At 67.8% G+C, this 23288-nt stretch carries 14 protein-coding genes; 6 read left to right on the top strand and 8 right to left on the bottom strand.

The genetic code is table 11. The features are described from left to right. The first annotated feature begins 1 nt into the window (after position 1). From yidC to IU450_RS03475, 6 genes are all read left to right on the top strand, one after another. Entirely contained in the window at positions 2-1084 is a 1083-nt protein-coding gene (gene yidC, locus IU450_RS03500) for a membrane protein insertase YidC (protein ID WP_195148285.1), read from the top strand. 157 nt (positions 1085-1241) lie between these two features. Next, positions 1242-1748 carry a protein jag gene (locus IU450_RS03495; protein ID WP_195148673.1) on the top strand — a complete coding sequence of 169 codons (507 nt, stop codon included), beginning with the start codon at positions 1242-1244 and terminating at the stop codon, positions 1746-1748. Positions 1749-1890: 142 nt separating this feature from the next. Further along, entirely contained in the window at positions 1891-2658 is a 768-nt protein-coding gene (gene rsmG, locus IU450_RS03490) for a 16S rRNA (guanine(527)-N(7))-methyltransferase RsmG (RefSeq protein WP_195148284.1), read from the top strand. Positions 2659-6986: 4328 nt separating this feature from the next. Further along, positions 6987-7943 carry a ParA family protein gene (locus IU450_RS03485; protein WP_228834074.1) on the top strand — a complete coding sequence of 319 codons (957 nt, stop codon included), beginning with the start codon at positions 6987-6989 and terminating at the stop codon, positions 7941-7943. Positions 7944-8013: 70 nt separating this feature from the next. After that, complete coding sequence (locus IU450_RS03480; protein WP_195148283.1) at positions 8014-9027, top strand: ParB/RepB/Spo0J family partition protein; 1014 nt, start codon at positions 8014-8016, stop codon at positions 9025-9027. Between the two features lie 251 nt (positions 9028-9278). Further along, positions 9279-10007: a GNAT family N-acetyltransferase gene (locus tag IU450_RS03475; protein ID WP_195148671.1), complete on the top strand. Its 729-nt coding sequence runs from the start codon at positions 9279-9281 to the stop codon at positions 10005-10007. A gap of 72 nt (positions 10008-10079) precedes the next feature. Here IU450_RS03475 and IU450_RS03470 read toward each other — a convergent pair whose 3' ends face one another. The 8 genes from IU450_RS03470 to IU450_RS03435 form a co-directional block, all read right to left on the bottom strand. Next, positions 10080-11273: an N-acetylmuramoyl-L-alanine amidase gene (locus IU450_RS03470; protein WP_195148282.1), complete on the bottom strand. Its 1194-nt coding sequence runs from the start codon at positions 11271-11273 to the stop codon at positions 10080-10082. 158 nt (positions 11274-11431) lie between these two features. Next, positions 11432-11764 (bottom strand): thioredoxin, encoded by a 333-nt coding sequence (gene trxA, locus IU450_RS03465; protein WP_195148281.1) that lies wholly within the window; start codon positions 11762-11764, stop codon positions 11432-11434. 57 nt (positions 11765-11821) lie between these two features. Then, positions 11822-12838 carry a thioredoxin-disulfide reductase gene (trxB, locus tag IU450_RS03460; RefSeq protein WP_195148280.1) on the bottom strand — a complete coding sequence of 339 codons (1017 nt, stop codon included), beginning with the start codon at positions 12836-12838 and terminating at the stop codon, positions 11822-11824. 108 nt (positions 12839-12946) lie between these two features. After that, positions 12947-13753, bottom strand: a complete 807-nt coding sequence (locus IU450_RS03455) for a hypothetical protein (RefSeq protein WP_195148279.1) — start codon at positions 13751-13753, stop codon at positions 12947-12949. 102 nt (positions 13754-13855) lie between these two features. Continuing rightward, a complete protein-coding gene (sigM, locus tag IU450_RS03450; RefSeq protein ID WP_324197541.1) occupies positions 13856-14440 on the bottom strand; it encodes an RNA polymerase sigma factor SigM in 585 nt (194 codons plus the stop codon). Between the two features lie 294 nt (positions 14441-14734). Then, a complete protein-coding gene (locus IU450_RS03445) occupies positions 14735-18679 on the bottom strand; it encodes a murein biosynthesis integral membrane protein MurJ (protein WP_228833927.1) in 3945 nt (1314 codons plus the stop codon). Positions 18680-19412: 733 nt separating this feature from the next. Next, complete coding sequence (locus tag IU450_RS03440; RefSeq protein WP_195148278.1) at positions 19413-22013, bottom strand: DUF6049 family protein; 2601 nt, start codon at positions 22011-22013, stop codon at positions 19413-19415. Beyond that, on the bottom strand, positions 22010-22546 hold the full coding sequence (locus tag IU450_RS03435) for an NUDIX hydrolase (RefSeq protein ID WP_043700556.1): 537 nt from the start codon (positions 22544-22546) through the stop codon (positions 22010-22012). The genes IU450_RS03440 and IU450_RS03435 overlap by 4 nt, the downstream gene beginning before the upstream one ends. Positions 22547-23288 lie beyond the last annotated feature (742 nt).

Below are 23288 nucleotides of genomic sequence, written 5' to 3'. Positions count from 1 at the left end.
CGTGCTCGACTTCATTTATTACCCGGTGTCCTGGATCCTCTGGTTCTGGCATCGGGTCTTCGGGTTCGCGTTCGGCGCGGACAACGGTCTCACCTGGGCACTGGCCGTGGTGTTCCTGGTGTTCACCTTGCGCCTGGTGCTCTACAAGCCGTTCGTCAAGCAGGTGCGCACCACCAAGCAGATGCAGGAACTGCAGCCGCAGATCAAAGAGCTGCAGAAGAAGTACAAGAACGATCGCCAGAAGATGGCGCTCGAGATGCAGAAGCTGCAGAAGGAGAACGGCTTCAACCCGCTGATGGGTTGCCTGCCGATCCTCGCCCAGGTGCCGGTCTTCCTCGGGCTCTTCCATGTGTTGCGCTCGTTCAACCGGACCGGTCACGGCTTCGGGCAGTTGGGCCTGACGCCCGAGCAGAACGCGAACACCGCGAACTACGTCTTCAGCGCCACCGACGTCCAGTCCTTCCTGAGCGCGCGCATCTTCGGCGCCCCGATCTCGGCGTTCATCACCACACCCGTCAGCGAGTTGCAGGCATTCGCCGACTACGGCGGCGTGCCGAGCCGGTTGAGCATCGCGCTCGTCGCGATCCCCTTGATGGTCATCGCGGGTCTGGCCACCCACTTCAACGCGCGCGCTTCCGTGGCGCGGCAGACGCCGGAAGCGGCGGCCAATCCGCAGGCCGCGATGATGAACAAGCTCGCGCTCTGGGTGTTCCCGCTCGGCGTGCTCGTCGGTGGTCCGTTCCTGCCGATCGCCATCCTGCTCTACTGGGTCGCCAACAACATCTGGACCTACGGGCAGCAGCACCTCGTCTTCGGCCGCATGGAGAAGGAAGAGGAAGCCAAGAAGCAGGCGAAGCTGGAGCAGCGCGCGCAGAACGCGCCGAAGCCCGGCGCCAAGCCGGTCAACGTCAAGAAGAAGCCGGCGTCCGCCTCCGCTACCGATACCGCGTCGGACGAGGACACCGCTGCTCCGTCGACCAACGGCACCGCCAAGCCGGCGAAGCAGGCCTCGGGGCAACGCCGTCCGGCCGGCCAGAAACGGCCGGGCAACCGGGGCAGGGCGAACCAGAAGCGCAGGCGCTGACCACACGATCGGTGGGACGAGCCGCCCGCCTGGAGCACTGAGCAACCTTGATCGCGAATACCGCCCGGCGGCGATTGCCCGGCGCGCGCGATGAGCAGATGAAGGAAATCAAATGACTGTGGAGACCGACGGAGGGGACGCCACCGTGGCGACGACGATGGTGAACGCCGGAGCGGACACCGGCGATGCCGTGAGTGATGCCGAGGAAGCTCTCATCGAGGAAGGCGAGATCGCCGGCGACTACCTCGAGCAGTTGCTCGACGTGCTCGACTTCGACGGCGACATCGATCTCGACGTCGAGGGTGACCGTGCCGTGGTGAGCATCGACGGCGGCCGTGACCTGACGAAGCTCGTCGGACGCAACGGCGAGGTGCTCGATGCTCTGCAGGAACTGACTCGCCTCGCCGTCCAGCAGACGACCGGCGTACGGAGCCGGCTGATGCTGGATGTGGCGGGCTGGCGGGCGAAGCGGCGGTCCGAACTGAGCGAGCTCGGCGCGGCCGCCGCACAGCGCGTGCTGGAATCTGGTGAGCCGGAGTCGCTGGCGCCCATGACCCCGTTCGAGCGCAAGATCGTGCACGACGCGGTGGCCGCGGTGGATGGCGTCAGCAGCGAGAGCGAAGGCGTCGAACCGAACCGCCACGTGGTGGTCGTCCCCGGCTGAGCGACGGTATTCCCGAAGCGGGCGGCATGTTTCGCGGCCCGCCTGGGTAGTGGTTGGATAGGGCCTCTGGTCTTCGGACCGGGGGCCTTGTTCGTGTCCGGTGCCCGATAGCTCGCACGTAGATCGACCCGAGTTCGGAAGGATGTTTCACGTGGAACGAGATCTCGGTGGAACCGCCGCGGTGCCCGCGGAGTCGGAGCCACCCGTGTCGGCGGCCACCGTCTTCGGCGACCGACTCGATCTCGCGCGTCGATATTGCACCGCACTCGCGACCGCGGGCGTGGAGCGCGGGCTGATCGGTCCGCGCGAGGTGCCTCGCCTCTGGGATCGTCACATCCTCAACTGCGCGGTACTCGGTGAGCTGATCGCCGAAGGCGCGTCCGTAGTCGATATCGGCAGCGGCGCTGGTTTGCCCGGCATCCCGCTTGCTATCGCACGGCCGGACCTCAGGATCACCCTGGTCGAACCACTGCTGCGCCGAACCATCTTCTTGAGCGAGTTCATCGAAGCCGTCGGCCTGGACGTCACCGTGGTGCGCGGGCGCGCCGAACAGTCCGGTGTGATGAAGGAAGCCGGCGGCGCGGATGTGGTCACCTCCCGTGCGGTGGCTCCGCTCGGGAAGCTCGCCCAGTGGTCACTTCCCCTCCTCCGCGACCACGGGCACATGCTCGCCCTCAAGGGCGCCAGTGCCGCAGAGGAACTCGCGCGCGATGGCGAGGCCCTGGCGAAAGCCGGGGCCGGCAATGCGGTTGTGCTGGAATGCGGCGCCGGCCTGGTGTCCACGCCGACCATGGTGATCAGCGCCGAGCGGCTCCCCCGCGCCGAGCGCACGTCGAAGCGGCGCGCCGAACGCGGCGAGAAGGCCGCCCGAGCCGCGGCGACGAAGAGGGCCGCGCGGAAGACCGAGTAGGAGCTGCCGGGTTGTCGGGGCTGGCGCGGGCCGCAGGGCTGGTGAGCTACCGCCCGCTACCTGGTTCTCCCCGCTGGATCGCGAAGGTTACGGGTTCGACCCGGGACCTAGGATCGTTTCGTCACTCTGACGGAATGGCGGGGGCTGTAGGGCGTGGAGGTCGGTGAGCAAGTCGGAATTCTCCGGTTGCAGTCACACCTCGCGCAGCTGTCCTCGCTGTCCGCGCCTGCTGTCCGCCGGTCGGTCGACTGTGCTGTCCGCCTCGCGCAGCTGTCCGACGATGATGGTCGCGGGGATGTAGGTGGATCGAGTGCGGCAATGCCAGAAGGGCTCTGTGCTTAGCCTCGATGTTCCCGGCGTACTTGTGATGCGGCTGGCTGGTCCTCGGGCAATGCCCATCGCAAATCGTTCGCCTGTCCGAACACCACGAACCGCAGTTGCGGATCTGGCGGCAGCCGCTTGATGTTGATCGGTTCGGGTGGAGGCCTTCCGCACGTCCTGCTCGAACTTCGCCTCGCTGGAGTGCACCGGCTTGGGTTCCTCGGCTACGCGTCCCACACGCTCCGCACCAGCGCTGTGACTGCGGGGACCTCGAAGACCGGCCCACCACCTCTTGATGTTTCACGTGAATCAAGGTGCGCCGACCCGTCGACGCCGGCAGGGGCTCCCGACGCCGCCCCGATCCCTGCCCCGGATGTTTCCCGTGAATCCAGACTGGCTGAGCAGTACGGCGAAGCGGTCGGCCTCGCGCTAATCCCGTCTGAGTGATCTGGTGCGCCTGGCCGCAGGCCGATCACCGAGCGCGCTAGACCATCTGGTGGCACATTCATCGCCTGGCCGTACGGACACTCCGGCCGTAGACCCATGACCCAGCGCATGCCGCCCACCAGGGGCACCCGCCTACCAAGGCAACTGTCGATCAGAATGACGCCGCGAGTACAGCGGCGAAGTCCATGCCGCCAGCGTGCACGTCAACCAGCGCGCGTCCGCCACAGTCGCGCAGCGTGATCATCATTTATCGGGCTGAGTCGGCCACTCCGTCGCGGACTCACCGCTGATGCGGATGATGTTCAGCGCCGTGCAGGGGCGACGGCGAATGCGGCGTTGGCCACCTTGGCGAGTTTGCCGAACATGTCCCTCCGGGTAAACCAGCAGCCGCGCCGGCCGGGGCGCTTTGCACTGTATCTCCGGCTGATCGCATTGAACGAGACATCGAGGGAACTCGCATGGCGGGATAATCCCGTCCCCGTCCGCGTCGTTCAGCCCGGTTCGTCGTCGGCAACCAGGCCCCCGGAAGTTTGGTCCAAGACGACGGCTTCAGCTGGGGCAAGACGACATCGGCAGCCCGGAGTCACGAAAGCCAACCCACCCCCGCCTTCCAACTCTCTTGAAGGGCAGTTCCGGCGGACGATGTTTCACGTGAAGCACGCAGTGCGATCGCTCCTCCCCGTGACAGCAACACCCGTGGAAGACGCCGACCGGACAACTCGGTTGCCCCGATGAACGAGACGCCTTCACTGCGTTCCCAAGCGTCGTCCGTGCTGCGGCACGCATTACCGCCTGCACGCCTCCCAGCTCCCACACAGCTGCAATCTCAAATCGCAGCCCGTACGAACTCGCCTGTTGACCACATGACGCACGCAGTCCTCGTGGACCCCGATCACCGAGTCGACGAAGATCACCCGAGGCGTCCAGACGCACAGCAACCGCCGGACGCACGCTGACGATCGAGAACACGCCGACTACTGCGGCGAAGGTCGGGATTGCGGCGCACCACAATTACCCGACCCATTCGAACTAGCCCACGCGATCCGGCCAGCGCACGCCAGCATTTGCGACGCCCTATCACCTGGACCGTGGCCCACTGCCCGGGCTGTGGCCCCACCACCTGGACCGTGGCTCACTGCCTGGACTGTGGCTCACTGCCCGGACCGCGGCCCGCCACCTGGACTGCCCCGGGCCACCTGGACCGTGGCCTGCCACCTGGACCGTGGCCCACCACCTCGACCGCACCCACTGCCTGGACCGTGGCTCACTGCCCGGACCGTGGCCTGCCACCTAGACTGCGGCCTGCCACCTGGACTGGGGTCTGCCACCTGGACCGTGGCCGACTGCCAGGACCTGGCCCGCCACCTCGACCGCACCCACTGCTCGGACCGCGGCCTGCCACCTGGACTGGGGTCTGCCACCTGGACTGGGGTCTGCCACCTGGACTGGGGTCTGCCACCTGGACTGGGGTCTGCCACCTGGACCGTGGCCTGCCACCGGACCGTGGCCTGCCCCCGGACTGTGGCCCGCCACCTGCGCCCTGGCCGATTGCCTGCACCGTGGCCCCGCCACCTCGACCGCACCCACTGCCTGGACTGTGGCGCACTGCCCGGACCGGCTCACCGCCGGACGCACGACAACCACCGGCGCAGGTTCACCCCAGCCACACGACCTTGGTGCACGACAATCACCGGGGGTCCCGAACTCACCTGCTCATGGCGACCCTTGGCGCTCGCCAATCAGCGGACGCACGCTGATCACCGGAATACCGATCATTGGCGGAGGACGACTCCGGCGCAGGCCGATCACTCGGCCCATGCCCGCTAGCTGAGCCACTCATAGCTACCGGGCCCATGACAACTCCGGTGCACGACAATCCCAGGCCTAGGCCGATCACCAGCTGTACGCCGATCACCGGCTGGCTCCATCACCGGCTGGCTCCATCACCGGCGGGCACCGATCACCGGTGGGCACCGATCACCGGTGCGGTCCGATCACGGGTGCGGTCCGATCACGGGTGCAGTCTGCACCCCAGTCGCAGGCTGGTCGCAGAACCCCCTGGACCGCCGGGCGCACCCGACCTTCCAGTCGCGCGGATAGGCGGTACGACAAACCCCCCTCTGCCCAGTTGCCAGCGCCAGCGACATCGCCGTGGATGTTTCACGTGAATCAGAGCGGCGGCGGCCGATCGCGCTGCGGGAGCCGCGCTCAACGTCGCGTGGGCGGTAAGCCCGGGCAGATCGGCTCTCCCAGCGGGACGGGGCACAGCCGGTCGACGAAACCGTGCCACCGAGCGGTAGGGGTTCTCGTGTCCTCCCCTTCCCTGGGTATGGCGTCGTGCGGAGAGGGCTGCGTTTCCTGTGGTGCCGCGCAGCGGAATCATCAGCGCCGGCGGGTGGCACAGATGCCGGATTTCATCGGGGCAAGCCATCACGCTGAGGTGACACAGTCAGTGTGAGGGCTACTTCGACAGCACCTTGCTGCGAGCGCTCTTCAGACGAGATCAGCATGTCGGACGGTCTCCCCGAAGCACCCGCAGTGGACGTACGGCCGAGTCGATGTTCGTCACTGCATGGGAGCGGGAGGCGGTCTGTGTGCCTCGGGAAGCTCAATGCTTCGGAAGCCACGGTGAAGGCGTTCCGTTCGTGTGGTGCAACCGAGTAGGTCCGATCGCACGTCGCTCGACTTTCTTGGGCGTTGCTGTTTCGACGATCCAGGAGGATCGCACTGATTCACGTGAAACATCGCCCGCCGGAACTATCCCCGGAGAGTTGGGAAGGTGGATGCGGCTTTCGCTTCCTCGGCGCGGAGGCTGCCGATGTCATCTTGCCTCCAGCTGAGGTCACCTTGGTTGCTAGCTTTCGAGGCCGACTGGTTGCCCGTCGACCGCCACCGTTCGGCGCTGTCGTACACACGATCGGATTGGACCGCGTTGATGTCAGCCATCGCGACGGTCACCGCTGCCGAGCCGCCGGACGGTCCCCGGACACCGCTTTCGTTCGGACGGTCGCGGATCGGAGCACGGGGCCAAGTGCAGCCGCAGCAACGACGTTGACGCGCGGTCTCTGCGCCGGAGGACGCGAACCGAGGGCACAAAGGCAGCGCCACTAAACCGGCACTGCGAGTAGCTATCCGGTATCCGACCATCCGCGTGGAGTCCGTTCAGCTTTCGATCCGCCGGAAACATCGGTCCACGGGCAATGTTTCATGTGAAACAGCGCGCGCGTCGGAGTGAAATCGTGCGGTTTTGCGTGTCGCTTTGCGCCTCGCCGCGATTCAGCTTTCGTAAAGCGCTCAGTGCTGGCAAGCTAGTGGTCGTCGGGCGTGAGCGTGGATGCCACGGAGGGATCTGGTTGTCACAGCGGCGAGCAGCTCCGCTCGGTCGATCGGGCGCCGCGGACCCGGTTGTGCATCGTGTTCGATCCGACAAAGGCTGTTGCTGGCATGGTGTCGACCCGTCCCGTCGGGCGCGCGTGTTCTGAAGTTTCTCGGGTTAGGAGCTGTCTATGTCGAGCGGTCCGGCGAATGTTTCACGGGAAACGACGTCGCGCGTGCCGGGGATGCTGGACTCCAGCAATTTCGACGCGGAGGCATTCGGAAGCACACCGTTCGGGCACATCTCCCCCAGTGAGACCCCGATAGCTGCCGAAGCGCAACGTGCAAGTCAGGTCCTCCACCCAGGAAAGGTGACTGTGCCGAAACCGCACGAGCAACGCATCATCACCATCGCCAATCAGAAAGGCGGCGTCGGTAAGACGACCACCGCCGTGAATCTGGCGGCCGCCCTGGCGCACCAGGGGATGACGGTTCTCGTGATCGATCTCGATCCGCAAGGCAACGCCAGTACCGCCCTGGGTATCGAGCATCATTCGGGCGTCCCCTCCAGCTACGAGTTGCTCATCGGTGAGGTCTCGGTCCGGGACGCGATCCAGACGAGTCCGCACAGCGACCGTCTCCTCTGCATACCGGCGACGATCGACCTGGCGGGCGCCGAGATCGAACTCGTGTCGATGGTGGCCAGGGAAGGCCGGCTGAAAGCCGCCATCCAGGAGGCGAATATCGCCGGATACGACATCGATTACGTGATGATCGATTGCCCGCCTTCGCTGGGGCTGCTGACGGTGAACGCCCTCGTCGCGGCGAAGGAGGTGCTGATCCCGATCCAGTGCGAGTACTACGCGCTCGAGGGCGTCGGCCAGTTGCTCCGCAATATCGGCTTGGTGCAAGCGCACCTGAATCCGGAACTCCACGTCTCGACCGTGATCCTCACGATGTACGACGGCCGCACCAAGCTGGCCGACCAGGTCGCCGAGGAGGTCCGCGGGCACTTCGGCGACGTAGTGCTGCGGTCGGTGATCCCACGCAGCGTAAAGGTGTCGGAGGCGCCGGGTTACGGCATGACGGTGCTCGATTATGATCCAGGCTCCCGGGGCGCGATGAGCTACCTGGATGCCGGACGTGAGATGGCGGCCCGCGCGGTAGCCCCGCGCGCCGCCGCGGCGAAGTCGGCGGAGTGACTCGGTCAGCCGAGTCGACGCTCGGCACAGTCCGGTTTGGTGGCGGAACGAGGAAGGGATCGGTAGACCGATGAGTCAGGCTAAGAAGGGTGGGCTCGGGCGCGGTCTGGCCGCGCTGATCCCGACGACACCGACGGCCACACCGGGTCTCAGCAGCGCCGCTGCGAGTGTCATCGGTCTGGATCCGATCGGGCCGCAGCCTCCCTCCGCCTACCTGCATCGGGTACCCGATCCCGCGGACAATGCCGACCTCGAGGTCGGCGGCGCCGTCTACCGGGAGATCCCGCCGGACCAGATCGAGCCGAACCCGAAGCAGCCGCGTACGGTCTTCGAAGAAGACGCTCTGGCCGAGCTGGTGCATTCGATCCGTGAATTCGGTCTGATGCAGCCGATCGTGGTGCGCCGGACCGAACCGGGTGTAGACCGCTATCAGCTGGTCATGGGTGAGCGGCGCTGGCGGGCCTGCCAGGAGGCCGGCCTGGCCGCCATCCCGGCGATCGTCCGGGAGACCGCGGACGAGTCGATGCTGCGCGACGCCCTGCTGGAGAACATCCACCGGGTGCAGCTGAATCCGCTCGAAGAGGCGGCGGCCTATCAGCAGTTGCTGGAGGAATTCGACGTCACCCACGAAGAATTGGCTGCCCGAATCGGCCGCTCTCGCCCGGTGGTGACGAATATGATCCGTCTACTGAAGTTGCCGATCCCGGTGCAGCGCCGGGTCGCGGCGGGCGTACTGTCCGCCGGACACGCGCGAGCACTGCTCGGCCTCGAAGCGGGTGCGGACGCTCAAGAGGTGCTCGCCGCCCGAATCGTCGCCGAGGGACTCTCGGTCCGGGCTACCGAGGAAGCTGTCATGCTGGCGAACCGAGAGCAGGACGCAGCCGCGCCCTCTCCCGTCGCCCGGCGCAAGCCGATCGAGATGCCCGGCTTGAAAGCCGTGGCCGATCGGCTGTCCGGCTCCTTCGACACCCGGGTGCTCGTGAGCATGGGCAAGCGCAAAGGCAAGATCGTCGTCGAGTTCGGGTCGGTCGAAGACCTCGAACGCATCGTCGCCCTGATGGAGCAGAACGCACCGAACGTGTGACAGAAGTGACGAAATTCAACTTGTGGTTTCGATAGGCGCGGATACCCGGCCGAAACGTCACTGTGACGGCACGGAATCGCGCGGCCGCGGAGCGCGCATCGCCCCCGGCGAAGCAACACAAGTTCTTCTGACCAACAGCACAGCGACATGGAATGAGGCGGGTTCCCGTTGATCGCTTATTCTTGCTGGCGAGCAAACTTTGATGCGACGTGAGCGTGGATGAATCGGACAGCTGGAGGCTGAGCAGAGCGGTGTCGACCAGCGTCACAGCACTAACCCTCGGCGGACTGGAAAAGCTTCCCGCGCATGCGCGCCGCTGTGTGTTCTGGGAGATGGACCCCGCGGTTGCGGAGGATTCGCGCAACTTCAGCGATCCGGTCTTCGAGAAGGAAGCCTGGCTGTCCACGGTCATGCTCGAGTGGGGCTCGTGTGGGCAGGTAGCGAACGTGGACGGCAACGTGGCCGGCTGTGCCCTCTACGCACCGCCGAGTGCGGTACCGAGGTCGACGCTCTTCCCCACCTCCCCCGTGAGCCCGGACGCGGTCCTGCTGACCACGCTGCGGGCCGAATTCCCCTACCATGATGCCGATGTTGCCCACCAACTGATCCAGGCCGTGGTAGCCGATCTGGTGCGACGCGGCGTGCGCGCATTGGAGGCATTCGGTATCCGCACCGATCCGCCGACGCATGCGCTGGCCGAGCGGTTCGGCTCGATGACTTTGCTGGAGCGGATCGTCGCTCCGATCAAGGGGGCGAGTGCGGCGGGTGCTGCGACCGAATGCTCGCCCGAGGGCTGCATGATCGAGGCCGACTTCCTGGAAGACGTGGGCTTCGAGGTCGTGGCGCCGCATCACCGCTTCCCCCGGCTGCGGTTGGAGCTCGACTCCGACCACGGCTGGAAGGAAGACGTCGAACGGGCGCTGGACCAACTGCTCGCGGCGGCATCGATGACCGCGCCGACCCGCATCGGGGCGCGCTGAGGTGGACATATCGAAGCGCCCCCTGCCGATTCCAAAGGGCAGGGGGCGCTTCGCGTTGCGGAGAGGACCGGGCTACATCCGGTCGGCGGCGGCCAGCTCTTCGGCCAGCAATTCCGCGAAAGTGTATGTGCCGGTGGGCTGGTCGTCCTGGCCGAGCAGGTACAGCCGCTTCACCGAGATGAGAATGGCTTCGGCGATCACGTCGCGCATGCGCGGGTTGGTGAGCACCGAGGCGTCGTAATCGTTCGTCAGATAACCGATGTCGACCTGCACGGTGGGCATCTTGGTGAGGCGCAACAGATCCCAGGTCCGCGCGTGGGTGCGGCAGTCCTGCAACGAGGTTCGCGCGACGACTTCCCGCTGGATGAAGCCGGCCAGCACCTGGCCGATCATGGAGACCGAGCCGTGCGAGTTGCCGAAGTAGAACCCGGCGACGCCGTTGGCCAGCGGACTCGGATTGGTGGCGCAGCGCAGCGAGATCATCAGGTCGGCATCGAACGCGTTGGAGGTGTCCGCGCGTTCGGCGTCGGTGGGGTTGGCGCCCCACGGACGGGACAGGAAGGTCTCCATCCCCGTGGCCGCCATCCGCCCTTCCAGACGGCTCGCGAGGTCCCACAGGATTTCCGACTCGTAGACGTCGCCGTACTCGGTGGGCACGGCGAACCCCTTGTCCGGACCGCCGAGACCAGGGTCGATGACGATCCGCTTGCCGGTCAACTGCGGACCCGCGCGGTGCACGACCTCTTCCTCGGCGATCCGGTGCGGGTTGCCACCGGTCACCCTGGCGCCGAGCAGGTCGAGCGAGCGGAGCGTGTCGGGACCGCAGATGCCGTCGGCCGAAAGCCCGATCTCGCGCTGGAACGCGGTCAGCGCGTCATGGGTGTGCGGACCGAAGTAGCCGTCCACTCGGTGCACGTAGAAGCCGAGGTCCTGCAGCCTGCGCTGGAGCGTGGCCACGTCGTCGCCGTACAGCGGCGCGGACAGCTGATAGATCAGTGTTCGGGCGCCGAGCCGGTAGGACGCCTCCTTCAGTGCCCGGTAGGTCGCCGGGCCGACCACGCCATCGACGAGCAGGCCGCGATGCTGCTGGAAAGCGCGAACCGCGGAGTCGAGGTAGTGATCGAAGGAGACTTCGGTGTCCTTCCAGTACTCGCGTGTGTCCGACTGGTCGGTACCGACGTGCGCGTGTAGGAACCCGAGGCTTGCCAGGGTGCTCCGAACCTCTGCTACGGCTGGACCGGAATCGCCGTGACGAAGTCGGTGCATGCGTGAGAGCCCTTTCCTTCCGTCAACCCGCGGGTACCCACTCATGCGATGGGATACACCTTCGCACGACCGGAGCGTCGGTCGATTGTCTCAGACCCGGACCGGGTTTCGACAATCCCGGGTCCAGGCATCCTACGGCGCGTCGTCGGATCGCGTCGTCAGATGACGTCTTCGAGTTCGCGCAGAAGAGCCGCTTTGCCCTTCGCTCCGACGATCTGCTTGACCGGCTTACCGCCGCGGAACAGCATCATAGTGGGCAGCGAGAGGACTTGATAATCGCGGGCGGTGCTCGGGTTGGCGTCCACATCCAGCTTCGCGATGGTCAGCTTGTCCGAGTGCGTGCCCGCGATTTCCTCCAGGACGGGCGCGACCATCTTGCACGGCCCGCACCAGTCGGCCCAGAAATCGACGAGGACGGGCTTCTCACTCAGCAGCACGTCGTCGGCGAAGGACGCGTCGGTGACGACGACCGTGTTGGCGGACTTGGACATGAATGTTCTCCTTGCGATACAGCGAGACGGAAGATCAGCAGCTCGTACGGCGCGAGCTCAGTTGGCGGGGACGGCCACCGACTCACCCGCGTGATCGAGGGTGTTCGCGGTGATGTCGCCCTGCTCGGCCAGCCAGCGCTCGGCGTCGATGGCCGCTCGGCAGCCGGTGCCCGCGGCGGTGATCGCCTGGCGGTAGGTGTGGTCGACCAGATCGCCCGCGGCGAAGACGCCCGGGATGTCGGTCGCGGTCGTCGGATGCTGCACCAGCACGTAGCCCTCGTCGTCCAGCGCTACCTGGCCCTTGACGAGCTCGCTGCGCGGGTCGTGGCCGATCGCGACGAACAGGCCGGTGGCGGGCAGCTCGGAGGTCTCGCCGGTGCGGGTGTCGCGCAGGGTCAGGTGGGTGACGCTGCTGTCACCGTGCACCTCGGCCACTTCGGCGTTGAGCACGAACTTGATCTTCTCGTTCGCCTTGGCGCGCTCCAGCATGATGCGGGAGGCCCGGAATTCCTCGCGACGGTGCACGATGGTGACGCTGGAGGCGAACTTGGTGAGGAAGGTCGCCTCTTCCATCGCGGAGTCGCCGCCGCCGACCACCACGATGTCCTGGCCCTTGAAGAAGAAGCCGTCGCAGGTGGCGCAGGCGCTGACGCCGCGGCCGAGCAACCGCTGCTCACCCGGAACGTTCAGGTACCGCGCGGCCGAGCCCATGGCGAGGATGACGGCATAGGCCTCGAAGGTCTCGCCGCCGACGACGACCTTCTTGACCGGGCCGGTCAGGTCGATGGCGTCCACGTCCTCGGTGCGGATCTCCGCGCCGAACCGTTTGGCCTGCTCGCGCATCTCCTCCATGAGATCCGGGCCCATGATGCCCTCGCGGAAGCCGGGGAAGTTCTCGACCTCGGTGGTGGTCATCAGCGCACCGCCGAACTGGGTCCCCTCGAACTGCAGCGGCTGGAGCTCGGCGCGGCCCGCGTAGACGGCGGCCGTGTAGCCGGCAGGTCCGGAGCCGACGATGATCAGGTCGCGAACTGGCGTGCCGGTGCCGCTTGTTCGCTCGCTACGCTCGCTCATGGGGCCCTTTCGGGAAGATTCGTTCGGACGTGTCGGTCAACAACAGGGTAATGGCTGTTGTTCCCGCGTTGCCGGGGTCACACCGCCCACGTGGTCCAGGTCGCAACGTCAGCCGATGTCCTGCAGCGCCCTGCGCTGTGGATCACCTGTACCGCAACCGGTTCCGACGACCAGCGCGGTGATCTTGGGCGGGCGTGGGCCGTTGAGCAGGATGAGCACCGCGTTGCTGCCCTGGAACCGGATGTCGGTCGAGCCGAGCACCGTGCGGTCGAGCCCGTTCGCCAGGACGCAACGCTCGAGCGCCCCCGGGCCGGCCAGCGAGCCGGTGACGTTGTGGCGGCCGAGCGCGCTGAGGGCGGCGGTGATGGTGAGGTCCTCGCCCAAATCTTCGTTGCCGGTGGTGGGCTGCGCGGCGGGCGCGGGGGCGTCCCCATCGTGCATGGTCGAAACGAACACACCCGCGCACGCCACTGTGACGATCGTCGCGGCTGCCGCGGCGAACCAGCGCAACCTGCCGCGGCGACGCTCATCGAGAGCGATCGGCGCGGGTGCGGAATCTCTTGCTTCGCCGATGGATTCGTTCACCGACGCACGCGGCAGCTGGTGAACCCGAGCATCCCGGGCATCCCTGGCCTCCTGCGGCGGCGCATCCTCGGGTGGTTCGAGCTGGTCGACGAACAGCGCGAGCCGGGCCGCCACGTCCTCGGGCATCGGATGAACGATTCGCTCATCCTGGCCGAACGTGCGTAACTCGGCGCTCACCTCGTCGAGCGAGCGCAGGAAACGCATGGCTTCCGGATCACGCGAGACCTCGGGCCACAACTGCTCGCGCTGTTGCGGCGTGACATTGTCGGCGTGCAGGTCAGCCAGCAATTCGGGCGTGAACGGGGGCTGCGGCACGGACCTGGTCGCCATCGCACCTCCGTTGTTCGCATCTGACATCGCGGGAAGCCCCTCGCCGTTGGGAGCTGCCTGTGAATCGTTCAGTGGTTCGTCACTGTTAATGACGCATCCCAACTACCTCCGGTTCCCCGGATCACGCAGAAATTCCAATCGCTCTTTCAACCGCTGCCGCGCGCGAGCGCACCGGCTCTTGATCGTTCCCTCGGGCACGCCGAGCAAGGCGGCCGCCTCGGCCACGCTATACCCCTCCACATCGACCGCGACGAGCGCGGTCCGCTGATCCGGAGGCAGCGAGAACAGGGCGCGGTCGATGACCATCGACGTCTCCACCTCGGCCATCTCGTCGCGCTCATGCTTCGGCTCGGGCATCGTCTCCGGTGACAGCGACAGCGCGCGCCTGGTCTTGTTGCGCCGGATCCGGTCCAGGCAGGCGTTCACCACGATCGCGTGCAACCAGCTGCGCACCTCCGATTGCGCGCGGAACGAGGCAGCCGTGCGATGCGCCGACAACAGCGCGTCCTGCAGCGAATCGGCCGCGTCCTCGCGCGTGTAGGACGTGCGCAGCGCGGTCTGCCACAGATGATCGTTGTGTCTGCGCAGCAGTTCGGCGAACGCGTGCCGCTGACCGCGGACATGTGCTCGCAACAGTTCTACATCGGTGTACTCGTCGGGTGAGAACGAACGCTCGTGACATACCACCGGCCGCGACGTCCCCCCGCCGAACTCCTCGTTCACTTCGGACGACAAATGCCAACCCCTTGGACAGCTCTCACGGCGGCAACGGGCACGGTTTGACCGTCACCGAGATCTCGCAGCATCCAGGATCGAAAACACCGGAACCTGGGAAGCTCCCCTGCTGAGAGCGCCCGAAGATCATAGCGTCCGTAACGATTTGGCAGCAACCAACGGATCGAGGCCGGTAACGGCGGAATGCGCGTCGGTCAGCGTCGCGCGGTGCGCGGTCCGCACGAACGGGGCCGGGGCGGAGCCGGCCTAAGACGCGGCGTCGAAGCGAATATCGGCGATAGCGGTCTGGAACTGTCCTCCGGAATTCCCCAGTCCGGTGATCCAGACGAGAACGTAGCGGGCGGCCTGGTCGGCACGCACCGGGATGTCGGTGACGCCGTCGTCCAGCCGGGCCGAACCGATCAGCTGGGTCTGATCCAGCGTCGGCGAGCCGGTGGGCGAGGTGCGGATCTCCACCGACGTGCCCGCGCTGGGCGAGTTGATCGAGACGTTGGTGAGCTTCGCGGGGGCGGGCAGCGTCGCGAGCAGCCCGACCCCCTTCTTGAGGGCCGGGAACTGCTGGAAGTACTGATCGGTGCGCCACTGGGTGCCCGGGTCGTTGTCCAGCACCGCCTGGACATTGGCGACGCCGTCGGCGGTGCCCTCCGGAGAGAACACCGACACACCGGTCACCGGGACCGGCACACCGGCCGGCGTGAGGTTCGGACCCGCCGCCGCAGGCGTCGGGGCGGGCTGGTTGTTCGTGGTCAGGCCGATGTTGCGCTGTTCGTTCAGCGGCGCGTCCGAAGCGCCGGGCGCGAATACGCTGACCATCCACCAGATCACGATGCCGACCACCAGCGCGGCGAGGATGCCGAGGCCGACCATGATCCACATCATGCGCTGGGAGCGTTCGCGTTCGGCCGCGAGCAGATCCGGATCGGCGAGCGAGTCGTCCATGTTCGCGGGCGGGCGCTGGCCGAGCCGGAGCACCGGGATGAAATCGGTCTTCTGATCGACCACGGACGCCTGCTCCAGCACGTGCTGAACCGTGGCGGCGGTGCGCACGCCCTTGTTCGACTCCAGCGAGCGCACGGCGACCGCGGAGATCTCGAACGGCACTTCCGGACGGATCTGTCTTGGCTCCACCGGAGTTCCGTCCGGACCGAAGTCGGCCAGCCGCAGCCCGCCCACCGTCGCAGCGTTGCCGGTGACACCGCCGGAGCGGATCGGCCAGCGCGCGGTGATCAGCGAGTAGAGCATCGCACCGAGACCACGCACGTCGGACTGCGCGTCGGAGTCGGACAGGGTGCCGGGGAAGGCCAGCACCGCGTCACCGGAGGCGCTGATACGCACCCGGTCGGGATGGTCGATGGACAGCGACCCACCACCGCGGTGGGCCAGCTCGGCCGCCGAGGCGAGGGCGCGGATGGCGCGCGCGGCACCGATCGGCGACGGCACCGTCTCGGCCATCTCCCGCAGCGAACGGCCCGGGGTCCACTCCGCCACCACGATGCCGCCGGAGCTGCCGCGTACCACGTCCAGAACGCGAGCGAGGCCCGGTGAGTTGATCCGGCCGAGGCGCAGCGTCCGGGACAGGATCGCCTGTGGGCCGTCCTGGCCGGAGTTCTCGGTCGCCTTCTGGTCGGCGTCGACGAAGGTCAACGCGACCTCGCGATCGAGTTTGATGTCCAGCGCCTGCCAGAACTTCAGACCGCGTGCGCCGCCGTGACCGGCCAGCAGGCGGTAGCGCCCGCCGGCCACCGAGGCGCCCGGAATCAGCTTGGGGCCGCGTGGAATCCGCCGACCGCCCAGGTTCTCGCCACCCATCGGTGGCATCTCCGGCGAGCCGATGGGGATCATCCCGGTGTCGTACATCGGATCGCGCGGCGGCAGCTGGTTGTCCTGCGGTCTCGCCGGGTCCTGATCCGGTGCGGCCGTGCCCGGCTCCTTGTTCGCGTACGCGGGATCCAACGGCTCCCCCGCGGTCGGCGGTACATCGGTAAACAGTCCGCCGGGCGTGGTCGCAGAAGAATCGGCGGCTGGGACGCCGCCCACCGCGTCGTCGCTCACCCTCGGTCCTCCTTCGCCCTGATATGTCGAGGTTCCGGCGAATTCGCCACTTGTGCTTCTCTGCCGAACAGGGTACGGGAACTCACCCATGCCGGTGCGGTCAACGGCATCGGGTCTGATCACAGGCAGCACCATGGTCTGGGCGTCCATGTACGGATCGAACCGCGGGTAGTCCAGATACGAGTCGGGCCTGCGCAGTACCTGCGTGACGTAGGGATCTTCGACCGGGCTCTCCAGGTCGAGATCCGGCGCGGGCGGGGTCCAGCCGAGGCGCCGCGAGATGGCCACGGTGATGGCGACGATCTCCGGGATACCGGCGAGTCGCATCAGGCCGAAGGCCACCGCGAACATGACGATCGCGGTGATCGCCACCCGGATCAGCGAACCCGGTCCGTGGAAGGACGCGGTCAGGCGATCCAGCCCGAGTACCCGATCCACGATCCACATCACCGCGCCGCCCGCGAGCGACGCAAGTACGACACGCGTCACCGTGCGGCCGACATTGGCCATCCGGAGATCACCCAGACTGCGGTGCAGCAGGTAACCGCCCACGACGGCGCCGACCGCGAAGCCGAGTCCGTTCGCGACGCCGAGCGCGATCACCACGTGCTCCGCGTCGGTGAGCACCGGAGCCAGCGCCGAGAAGACGATCTTGGCGGCGGTGATGCCGAGGATGATCCAGGTCGGGATCCACGCCTGCTCCCTGGCGTAGAACACCCGCAGGTGGATCAGCACGAGCGAGTACGGGATCAGCGCGAACGCCGACCAGCTGACCGCGAGCCCGAGACGTTCGGCGTCGGATCCGAAGTTGCCGTAGCCGTAGAGCGCCTGCCCGACCTGCGGACCGGCCAGCGTGAGGAAGGTGACCACCGGGACCAGCGCGATCATGGTCAACCGGGTGGCGGCGGAGAGATCGTCGACCACCGCGGGCGTGTCGTCGGCGGCGGCATTGCGGCTCAGCCGCGGCATGATCGCGGTGAGCACGGTGACACCGAGCACGCCGTAGGGCAGTTGCAGCAGCAGCCACGCGTTGTTGTAGATCGCCGGACCCGCCGCGTCGGCATGCGAGGAGATCCGCGTGGCGAAGACGAAGCCCGCCTGGCTGATCAGCACGTACAGGATGATGGCCGCGCCCATGCCGCCGAACTGCTTGAGCCGGGCGTCGATCCCCCACAGCGGGCGCAAGTCGATGCCTGCCCTGCGGATCGCCGGGACGAGGCTGACCGCCTGCACCACCACGCCGATCGTGACGCCGACGCCGAGCACCAGTAGCTTCGGGTCGCTCATCCGGACCGGGTCGAGCGTGATCTCCCCTGGCATCAGGACGTACAAACCGAGCACGGTCAGCACGACCAGGTTGTTCAGTACCGGGGCCCACGCGCCGGGCTTGAACATCTGGCGGGTGTTGAGGATCGCCGTGAGCAGCGCCGACATGCCGTAGAACAGGATCGCGGGCAACAGCAGGAAGGCTAGGGCCGTGGTGAGCGCGGTGTTGACCTTGCCGTCGTCGGACAGGAAGACGTGTGTGGTCAGCACCGGCGCCGCAGCCGTCGCCAGGAGTGCGGCGGTGGCCAGGACGACGAAAGCCGCGGTCACCAGGCGCCGGACGAACGCCGCCCCGCGATCGGGGTCCTCCTGCTCCGCGCGCACCAGCGTCGGCACCACGATCGCGGTGAGCACCGCGCCGAGCACCAGTTCCGCGATCATGTTCGGAATCTGGCTGGCGACGGTGAACGCACTGGCGATCGCGGGGCCGAGCACGGTCAGCAGCATCAGTTGCTTGCCGAATCCGGTGACTCTGCTGATCAGCGTCGCGAACGCGATCGACCCCGAGTCGCTCAGCAGCCGGGAGCTCGCACTCTGCTTCGAATCGTCCGCCTTGGGCGGTTCGGCGGTTTTGGTGGCGGCGGGCCACTCCCTGGTCCGGGGGCGATCCGGTTCCGCGGGCTCGTGCCGGACCGGAGCGGCGGGCCGTTGCCGCGGCGGCGGTGGCGGGAACTGCTGCGGCTGCGGCGGGGCGTAGCGCGGTGGGGGCACCCGATCGGAGTCCGGCACGGCGGCCGGGATCGGGCCCGATTGGGGTGGGCGCGGCGTGGCCGGGATCGGACCGGACTGCGGGGGCCTGGGCACTGCGGGCATGGCGCCGGACCGAGGTGGACGCGGTACGGCCGGAGTCGCGCCGGACTGCGGTGCACGGGGCGGACCGGGCGGCGCCTGCCGGGGCGCGCCGGTCGGCGGCGGACCGGACTGGCCGGGCCCCGGGCGAACGGGTCCAGGCGGCACCGGGCGCGGCTGTGGTCCAGGGCCCGGTGGCGGGGCCGCGGGGTACTGCCGCTGGCCCGGGTGCGGCGCGGGGCCGGGCCGCGGCGGTGGCGGCACCGGCGGCCGCTGCGGCCTCGGCGGTGCGGCGGGCGGTGGCTGCATGCGCTGACCCGGGCGCGGCTGCGGTGCGGGCGCGGGACGACTGATCTGCGGCACACGAGGCGCCTGACCGTCGTCGTAGGCTCCGCCGTTCACGTCCGAACTCTCGGCTTCGGGTGTGGCACGGTTGCGTTCCCACGGCGCGACCGGCGCGCGACGAAGCGGCGGGCCGTCGAGCCGGTCGCCTGGTCGAGGGCGATGAGCCGATATGTCATCGTCGCTCATCATGCCTCCTGTACCAGCCGGGATATCCGCACCCCCATCGGTGCGGTGAGCCGCGGCTCGCCGCAACGGTTCGCCGTGATCGGCGAACATTCTGTCAGTGGTCCCCGTCCGGAGCGGACCGGCCCGGGAACACCGTGATTGTCCTCCACCGTGCCACACGACACCGCGATACACCACATCGACGCAGGTAGAAGCGGTTTGCGCAGACCCGTCGAAGCGGGTTCGGTCACCGCGTCTCCTGGAGCTGCTCCTGCTGCTGTTGTTGTTCCTCCGCCTGCAGCACCCGCCTGCGTGCCCGCCGGTACCGGTTGACCCGCCGCCTGGTACCCGGATCGAAGCCCTCGTCCGCCGGGTCGGGCTGCCCGCGGAACCGGCGCCACAAACGGCGACCGGCCAAGAGGAGCAGCAGGAGTGCGGCGCATCCGGTAATTATCGCCAAGGCCTGACCGTAAGCATTCGAACGCACCGAGACCTGCGTGGGATTGCCCAGGGCAACCCCCTCCGGCGTGGTGAGCGAGATCGGAACGACCAGGTTGCGGCTGTCACGGACCTCCGTGGGGATCTGGAAGGACCGCGACCCGTTCGCCGGGAGTTGCTGCTCGCCCGGATCGGTGATCTCCGTCTGGTCGGGCGACTCGATCCGGAACCTGACCCGGATGGCCACCGGCAGGTCATTGCGCGCGACCAGCAGCAAAGGGCTCTGTTCGGACGCCAGCGTGTACACCCCGCCCGGCGGAAGCACGGTGACGGAGCGATACAGCTTGTCCATCGTCCGTGTGTTCTGATCCAGCCTCCGCTGGGCGAACGTATCCGGTGGCGCCGCGTCGCCCGCACGGCGATCGGAGAGGCTGAGCACGCGCAGCAGGTCGTCGCGCAGCGGCGTCAAGAAATCGTGTGGCGTCGGCTCGGCTTCCGGCACGTCCACCAGCGCGCGCATCATCTCGGTGATCCGGCGGCCCTGGTCGCGCACGGGCGGCACGAACCGTTCGGGCACCGCGTCCTGTGCCGCCTGCGGCAGATAGTCCAGCTCGTAGGGCTGTGCGTCCGGCGGCAGCGCCACCAGATCGTGGAACGGGCGCGCGGTGGCGAGATTGCCGCGCATCAGCACGTCGACTTGGCGCAACAGCGCCGTTGCCTCGTCCCGGTTCGCACCCCATTGCTGTGGCGGGACGAGCAAGAGCGAACGCGGCCGGTTCGCCTCCGGATGTAGTGCGCTCCACGAGATCGCTCCGAGAGCGTCCTGCAGGCGCGCCGCACGCGAGTCGTTCGTCACGTCGTAGCGGACCCGGGCCGGGGTGAACGGCGGTGTGGGCGGATTCGAGCCCACCGCGGCGAGCGCCGTCGCCGACCAGATGTCGAACGTCACGGCGTGCAGCGCCGGATCCGTGGCCGGTGCGGGTGTACTCGCGGCGGGCGGTGCCGGATTGCCCGCGACCGGCGGCGCCGGCGCCGGGGCCGGTGCGGTGGGCGGGATCGCGGTGATCTCGGGCAGCCGGACCACTTCCGGGCTCGCCGGGTCCGCACTGCCCGCTGCCTCGCTCGAACCGGGTGTGGTGTCGCTGCTTTCACGGCTCGACTGCGCCCAGTCCACACTGCCCTGCGGAACGGCGGCCGTCGAGGCGAGTACAGCGGTACCGAAACCGTGACTGCGCAGCAGGAGACCCGCCCCCGCGTCGATGCTGCCGGAATCCGGCAGGCTGACCCCGCGCACCGACCTGGTGGACAGGATCGAGTCGATGATGTCGGCCGGTTCGGTGATCGCGCGCGCCGACAGCGCCGGATCGTTGACCGCGGCCAGCGCGCTGAGATCGACCTGCGCGAACGGCAGCGCCACGGTGCACATCGAGCCGGCCAGCACGCGCAACCGGTCCAGCCAGGTCTGGGCCTGTTCGGCACCCGCGCCCGCCCTGGTCGCTCCGTCGGGGTCGGACGGGCTGGCCAGCACACGATAACCATCGGTCATCGCGCGCACGGTGAGCAGCAGGTCGGGGTCGACGGCGAGGCATACGGCCGAGGTCAGCTCGGCATTGCGGCCCGCGCCCGGGCTCGACACCCCCTCCAGCGCGGCCAACAGCTGATCGAGACGGCCGCCCTTGCCGAGCGAAGCGGCCAGTTCGTCGTCGGTCAGCTCCGCTTTGCCGTCCACACTGCCCGGACGACCCCCGACCTGCCGCGGCCGGTCGGCCAGCGGCCACAGCAACGTCGTCGCGACCGGCGCGTCGGTGGGCGCGGAAACCGGCGCCGCCGCGCCGCCGGCGTCCTCGCTGGTGGGCGGCACGCCGAGCACCGGGAGCAGGAACCTGGCGTCGTCGAGCCGAGCCTGCGTGCCGTAAGCCGGTTCGCCGTTCACGTTCAGCAACAGCGGGTAGACGCCCGGCTCCGTGATGCGCAGCGACGTGGCGCCGCTCTCGGAACGCAACGGGATGCTCAGCGTGAACTGCTTGCGCTGACCCGGATTCAGTCGCTGCGCGACGTCCTCGAACTCGCCGTTCACGTCGTAATTGACCTCATCGAGGCGCAGAGTGGCGCGCAACCCGATCGGCGTGGTGATCGCCGCCGCCCGCTGCAGGCGGATGCTGACGTCGTCCACCACACGATCGCCGATATTGGTGACCGTGCCCGAGACCGTCAGCAGGGAGTCACTGGTGGTGGTCACCGTGGTCGGCGTCACCGAATCGAGCGACAGCTTGAGGAATTTGGGACTCGACGAGGTACCGGACCCGGCCGGTTGCGCCTCGGCCGACGCGGAATCGAGCAGTGGCAGCGTCGTCACCGGGCCGAGGATGGTCAGGACCGCCACGAAGATCCGGAACAGTCCACGCGTCATCGCTTGCCGGTCTCCATCCGGTCGATCAGCTTGTTCGCCATCTCCGCCAGCCGCCGCTCGTCGGCGTAGGCCAGCCGAGAATTCAGTTCACTCAACGGAACCCACGCGACCTGGGTCACTTCCACGTCGGCGTCGGACAGTTCACCACCGACCGAACGCAGCAGATAATGATGCACCGTTTTGTGTACCCGCCGACCGTCTGTCACGAACCAGTAATCGATGCTGCCGAGTTCGGCGACCACGACACCGTTGATGCCGGTCTCCTCGGCGACCTCGCGGATCGCGGTCTGCTCGGCGGTCTCACCTTCTTCGATATGTCCTTTCGGCAGCGACCACAGTAACCGCCCACGGCGATCTGTGCGCCCGATGAGAGCGGCGCTACGCGATTCCCGCGGTCCGTCCAAGCCGTCGACGACCAGCCCACCTGCCGAGGTCTCCCGCACCGTGCGCATCCGCGGCTTCGCGGCATTGGCGGCCGAACCGCGGCGCCGAGGCTGGCGGCGTCGACTGTTCGCACGATCGGCCGGAGACACCTGGCAATCCTACTGTGTTGAATTGCCGCGACTTCGTCGCGGCGGGTTCGCGGCCCTCTTTTGGCTCGCGGGCCGCGAACGGCGCATGCTCGGTCTAGCTTCGCTCGAAACCTGGGGTTGGGGTGCGCCGGGCACATTGGTCTTCGGGCGCTGGACATCGTGCACGCAGTTCGGAGCGGCTGATCGTCGGGTCGATCGGTGATCGGGGTGTGCGGGTGGATGCTCGATCTCGCCTCGCTCGACACGTGGGGTTGGGGGTGCGCCGGCGCGTTGGTCTTCGAGTTCTGAGCGAAGGGCTCGTGGCTCGGGTGGCTGGATGTCGAGTCGATCGGGGATTCGTGGTGTACGGCGGGTGCTCGGATGAGACCGGGGTTGTGAACTGCGGATGCTCGGTCTCGCATTGCTCGAGATTCCGAGCGGGGGTGCGCTGGCAGCCGAGGTCAGGACGATGTGGGTGCGCTTCGGGTGGCTGATGGTCGGGATCGATCGGTGGTCGTAATGCATCGTGGCTGCGGTCGCTCGGCCACGAGCGGCGCGGACGGCGCTGATTGGTCTCGGCTTCCCTGGAGCTGGGAGCGGCGGCCCATGGCGGCGTGGGGCGGGAGCGGCCCGTGGTTGGCTGGTTCTGGTGGTGGAGGCTCGTGCTCGGAGGCCGCTGGCTGGGTTGATATCGGAGTCCTTATATATCGGGGCTGCTGTGCGGGGCTGCGCCGCCGTATTCGCTGTGGTGGCTCGGTAAGCT

It is taken from the genome of Nocardia abscessus, from assembly GCF_015477775.1.
In the GTDB taxonomy this organism is placed as follows: Bacteria; Actinomycetota; Actinomycetes; order Mycobacteriales; family Mycobacteriaceae; genus Nocardia; species Nocardia abscessus_A.
Note: the sequence above shows the minus strand (reverse complement) of the source record. Positions and strands in the feature narration are given on the sequence as shown.

What these genes read in the sequence shown, in the direction of transcription:
- IU450_RS03495 (WP_195148673.1), top strand. Translation starts at nt 1,242, where the DNA reads ATGGTGAACGCCGGAGCGGACACCGGCGATGCCGTGAGTGATGCCGAG.
- rsmG (WP_195148284.1), top strand. Translation starts at nt 1,891, where the DNA reads ATGTTTCACGTGGAACGAGATCTCGGTGGAACCGCCGCGGTGCCCGCG.
- IU450_RS03485 (WP_228834074.1), top strand. Translation starts at nt 6,987, where the DNA reads ATGCTGGACTCCAGCAATTTCGACGCGGAGGCATTCGGAAGCACACCG.
- IU450_RS03480 (WP_195148283.1), top strand. Translation starts at nt 8,014, where the DNA reads ATGAGTCAGGCTAAGAAGGGTGGGCTCGGGCGCGGTCTGGCCGCGCTG.
- IU450_RS03470 (WP_195148282.1), bottom strand. Translation starts at nt 11,273, where the DNA reads ATGCACCGACTTCGTCACGGCGATTCCGGTCCAGCCGTAGCAGAGGTT.
- trxA (WP_195148281.1), bottom strand. Translation starts at nt 11,764, where the DNA reads ATGTCCAAGTCCGCCAACACGGTCGTCGTCACCGACGCGTCCTTCGCC.
- trxB (WP_195148280.1), bottom strand. Translation starts at nt 12,838, where the DNA reads ATGAGCGAGCGTAGCGAGCGAACAAGCGGCACCGGCACGCCAGTTCGC.
- IU450_RS03455 (WP_195148279.1), bottom strand. Translation starts at nt 13,753, where the DNA reads ATGGCGACCAGGTCCGTGCCGCAGCCCCCGTTCACGCCCGAATTGCTG.
- IU450_RS03445 (WP_228833927.1), bottom strand. Translation starts at nt 18,679, where the DNA reads ATGCCCGCAGTGCCCAGGCCCCCGCAGTCCGGTCCGATCCCGGCCACG.
- IU450_RS03440 (WP_195148278.1), bottom strand. Translation starts at nt 22,013, where the DNA reads ATGACGCGTGGACTGTTCCGGATCTTCGTGGCGGTCCTGACCATCCTC.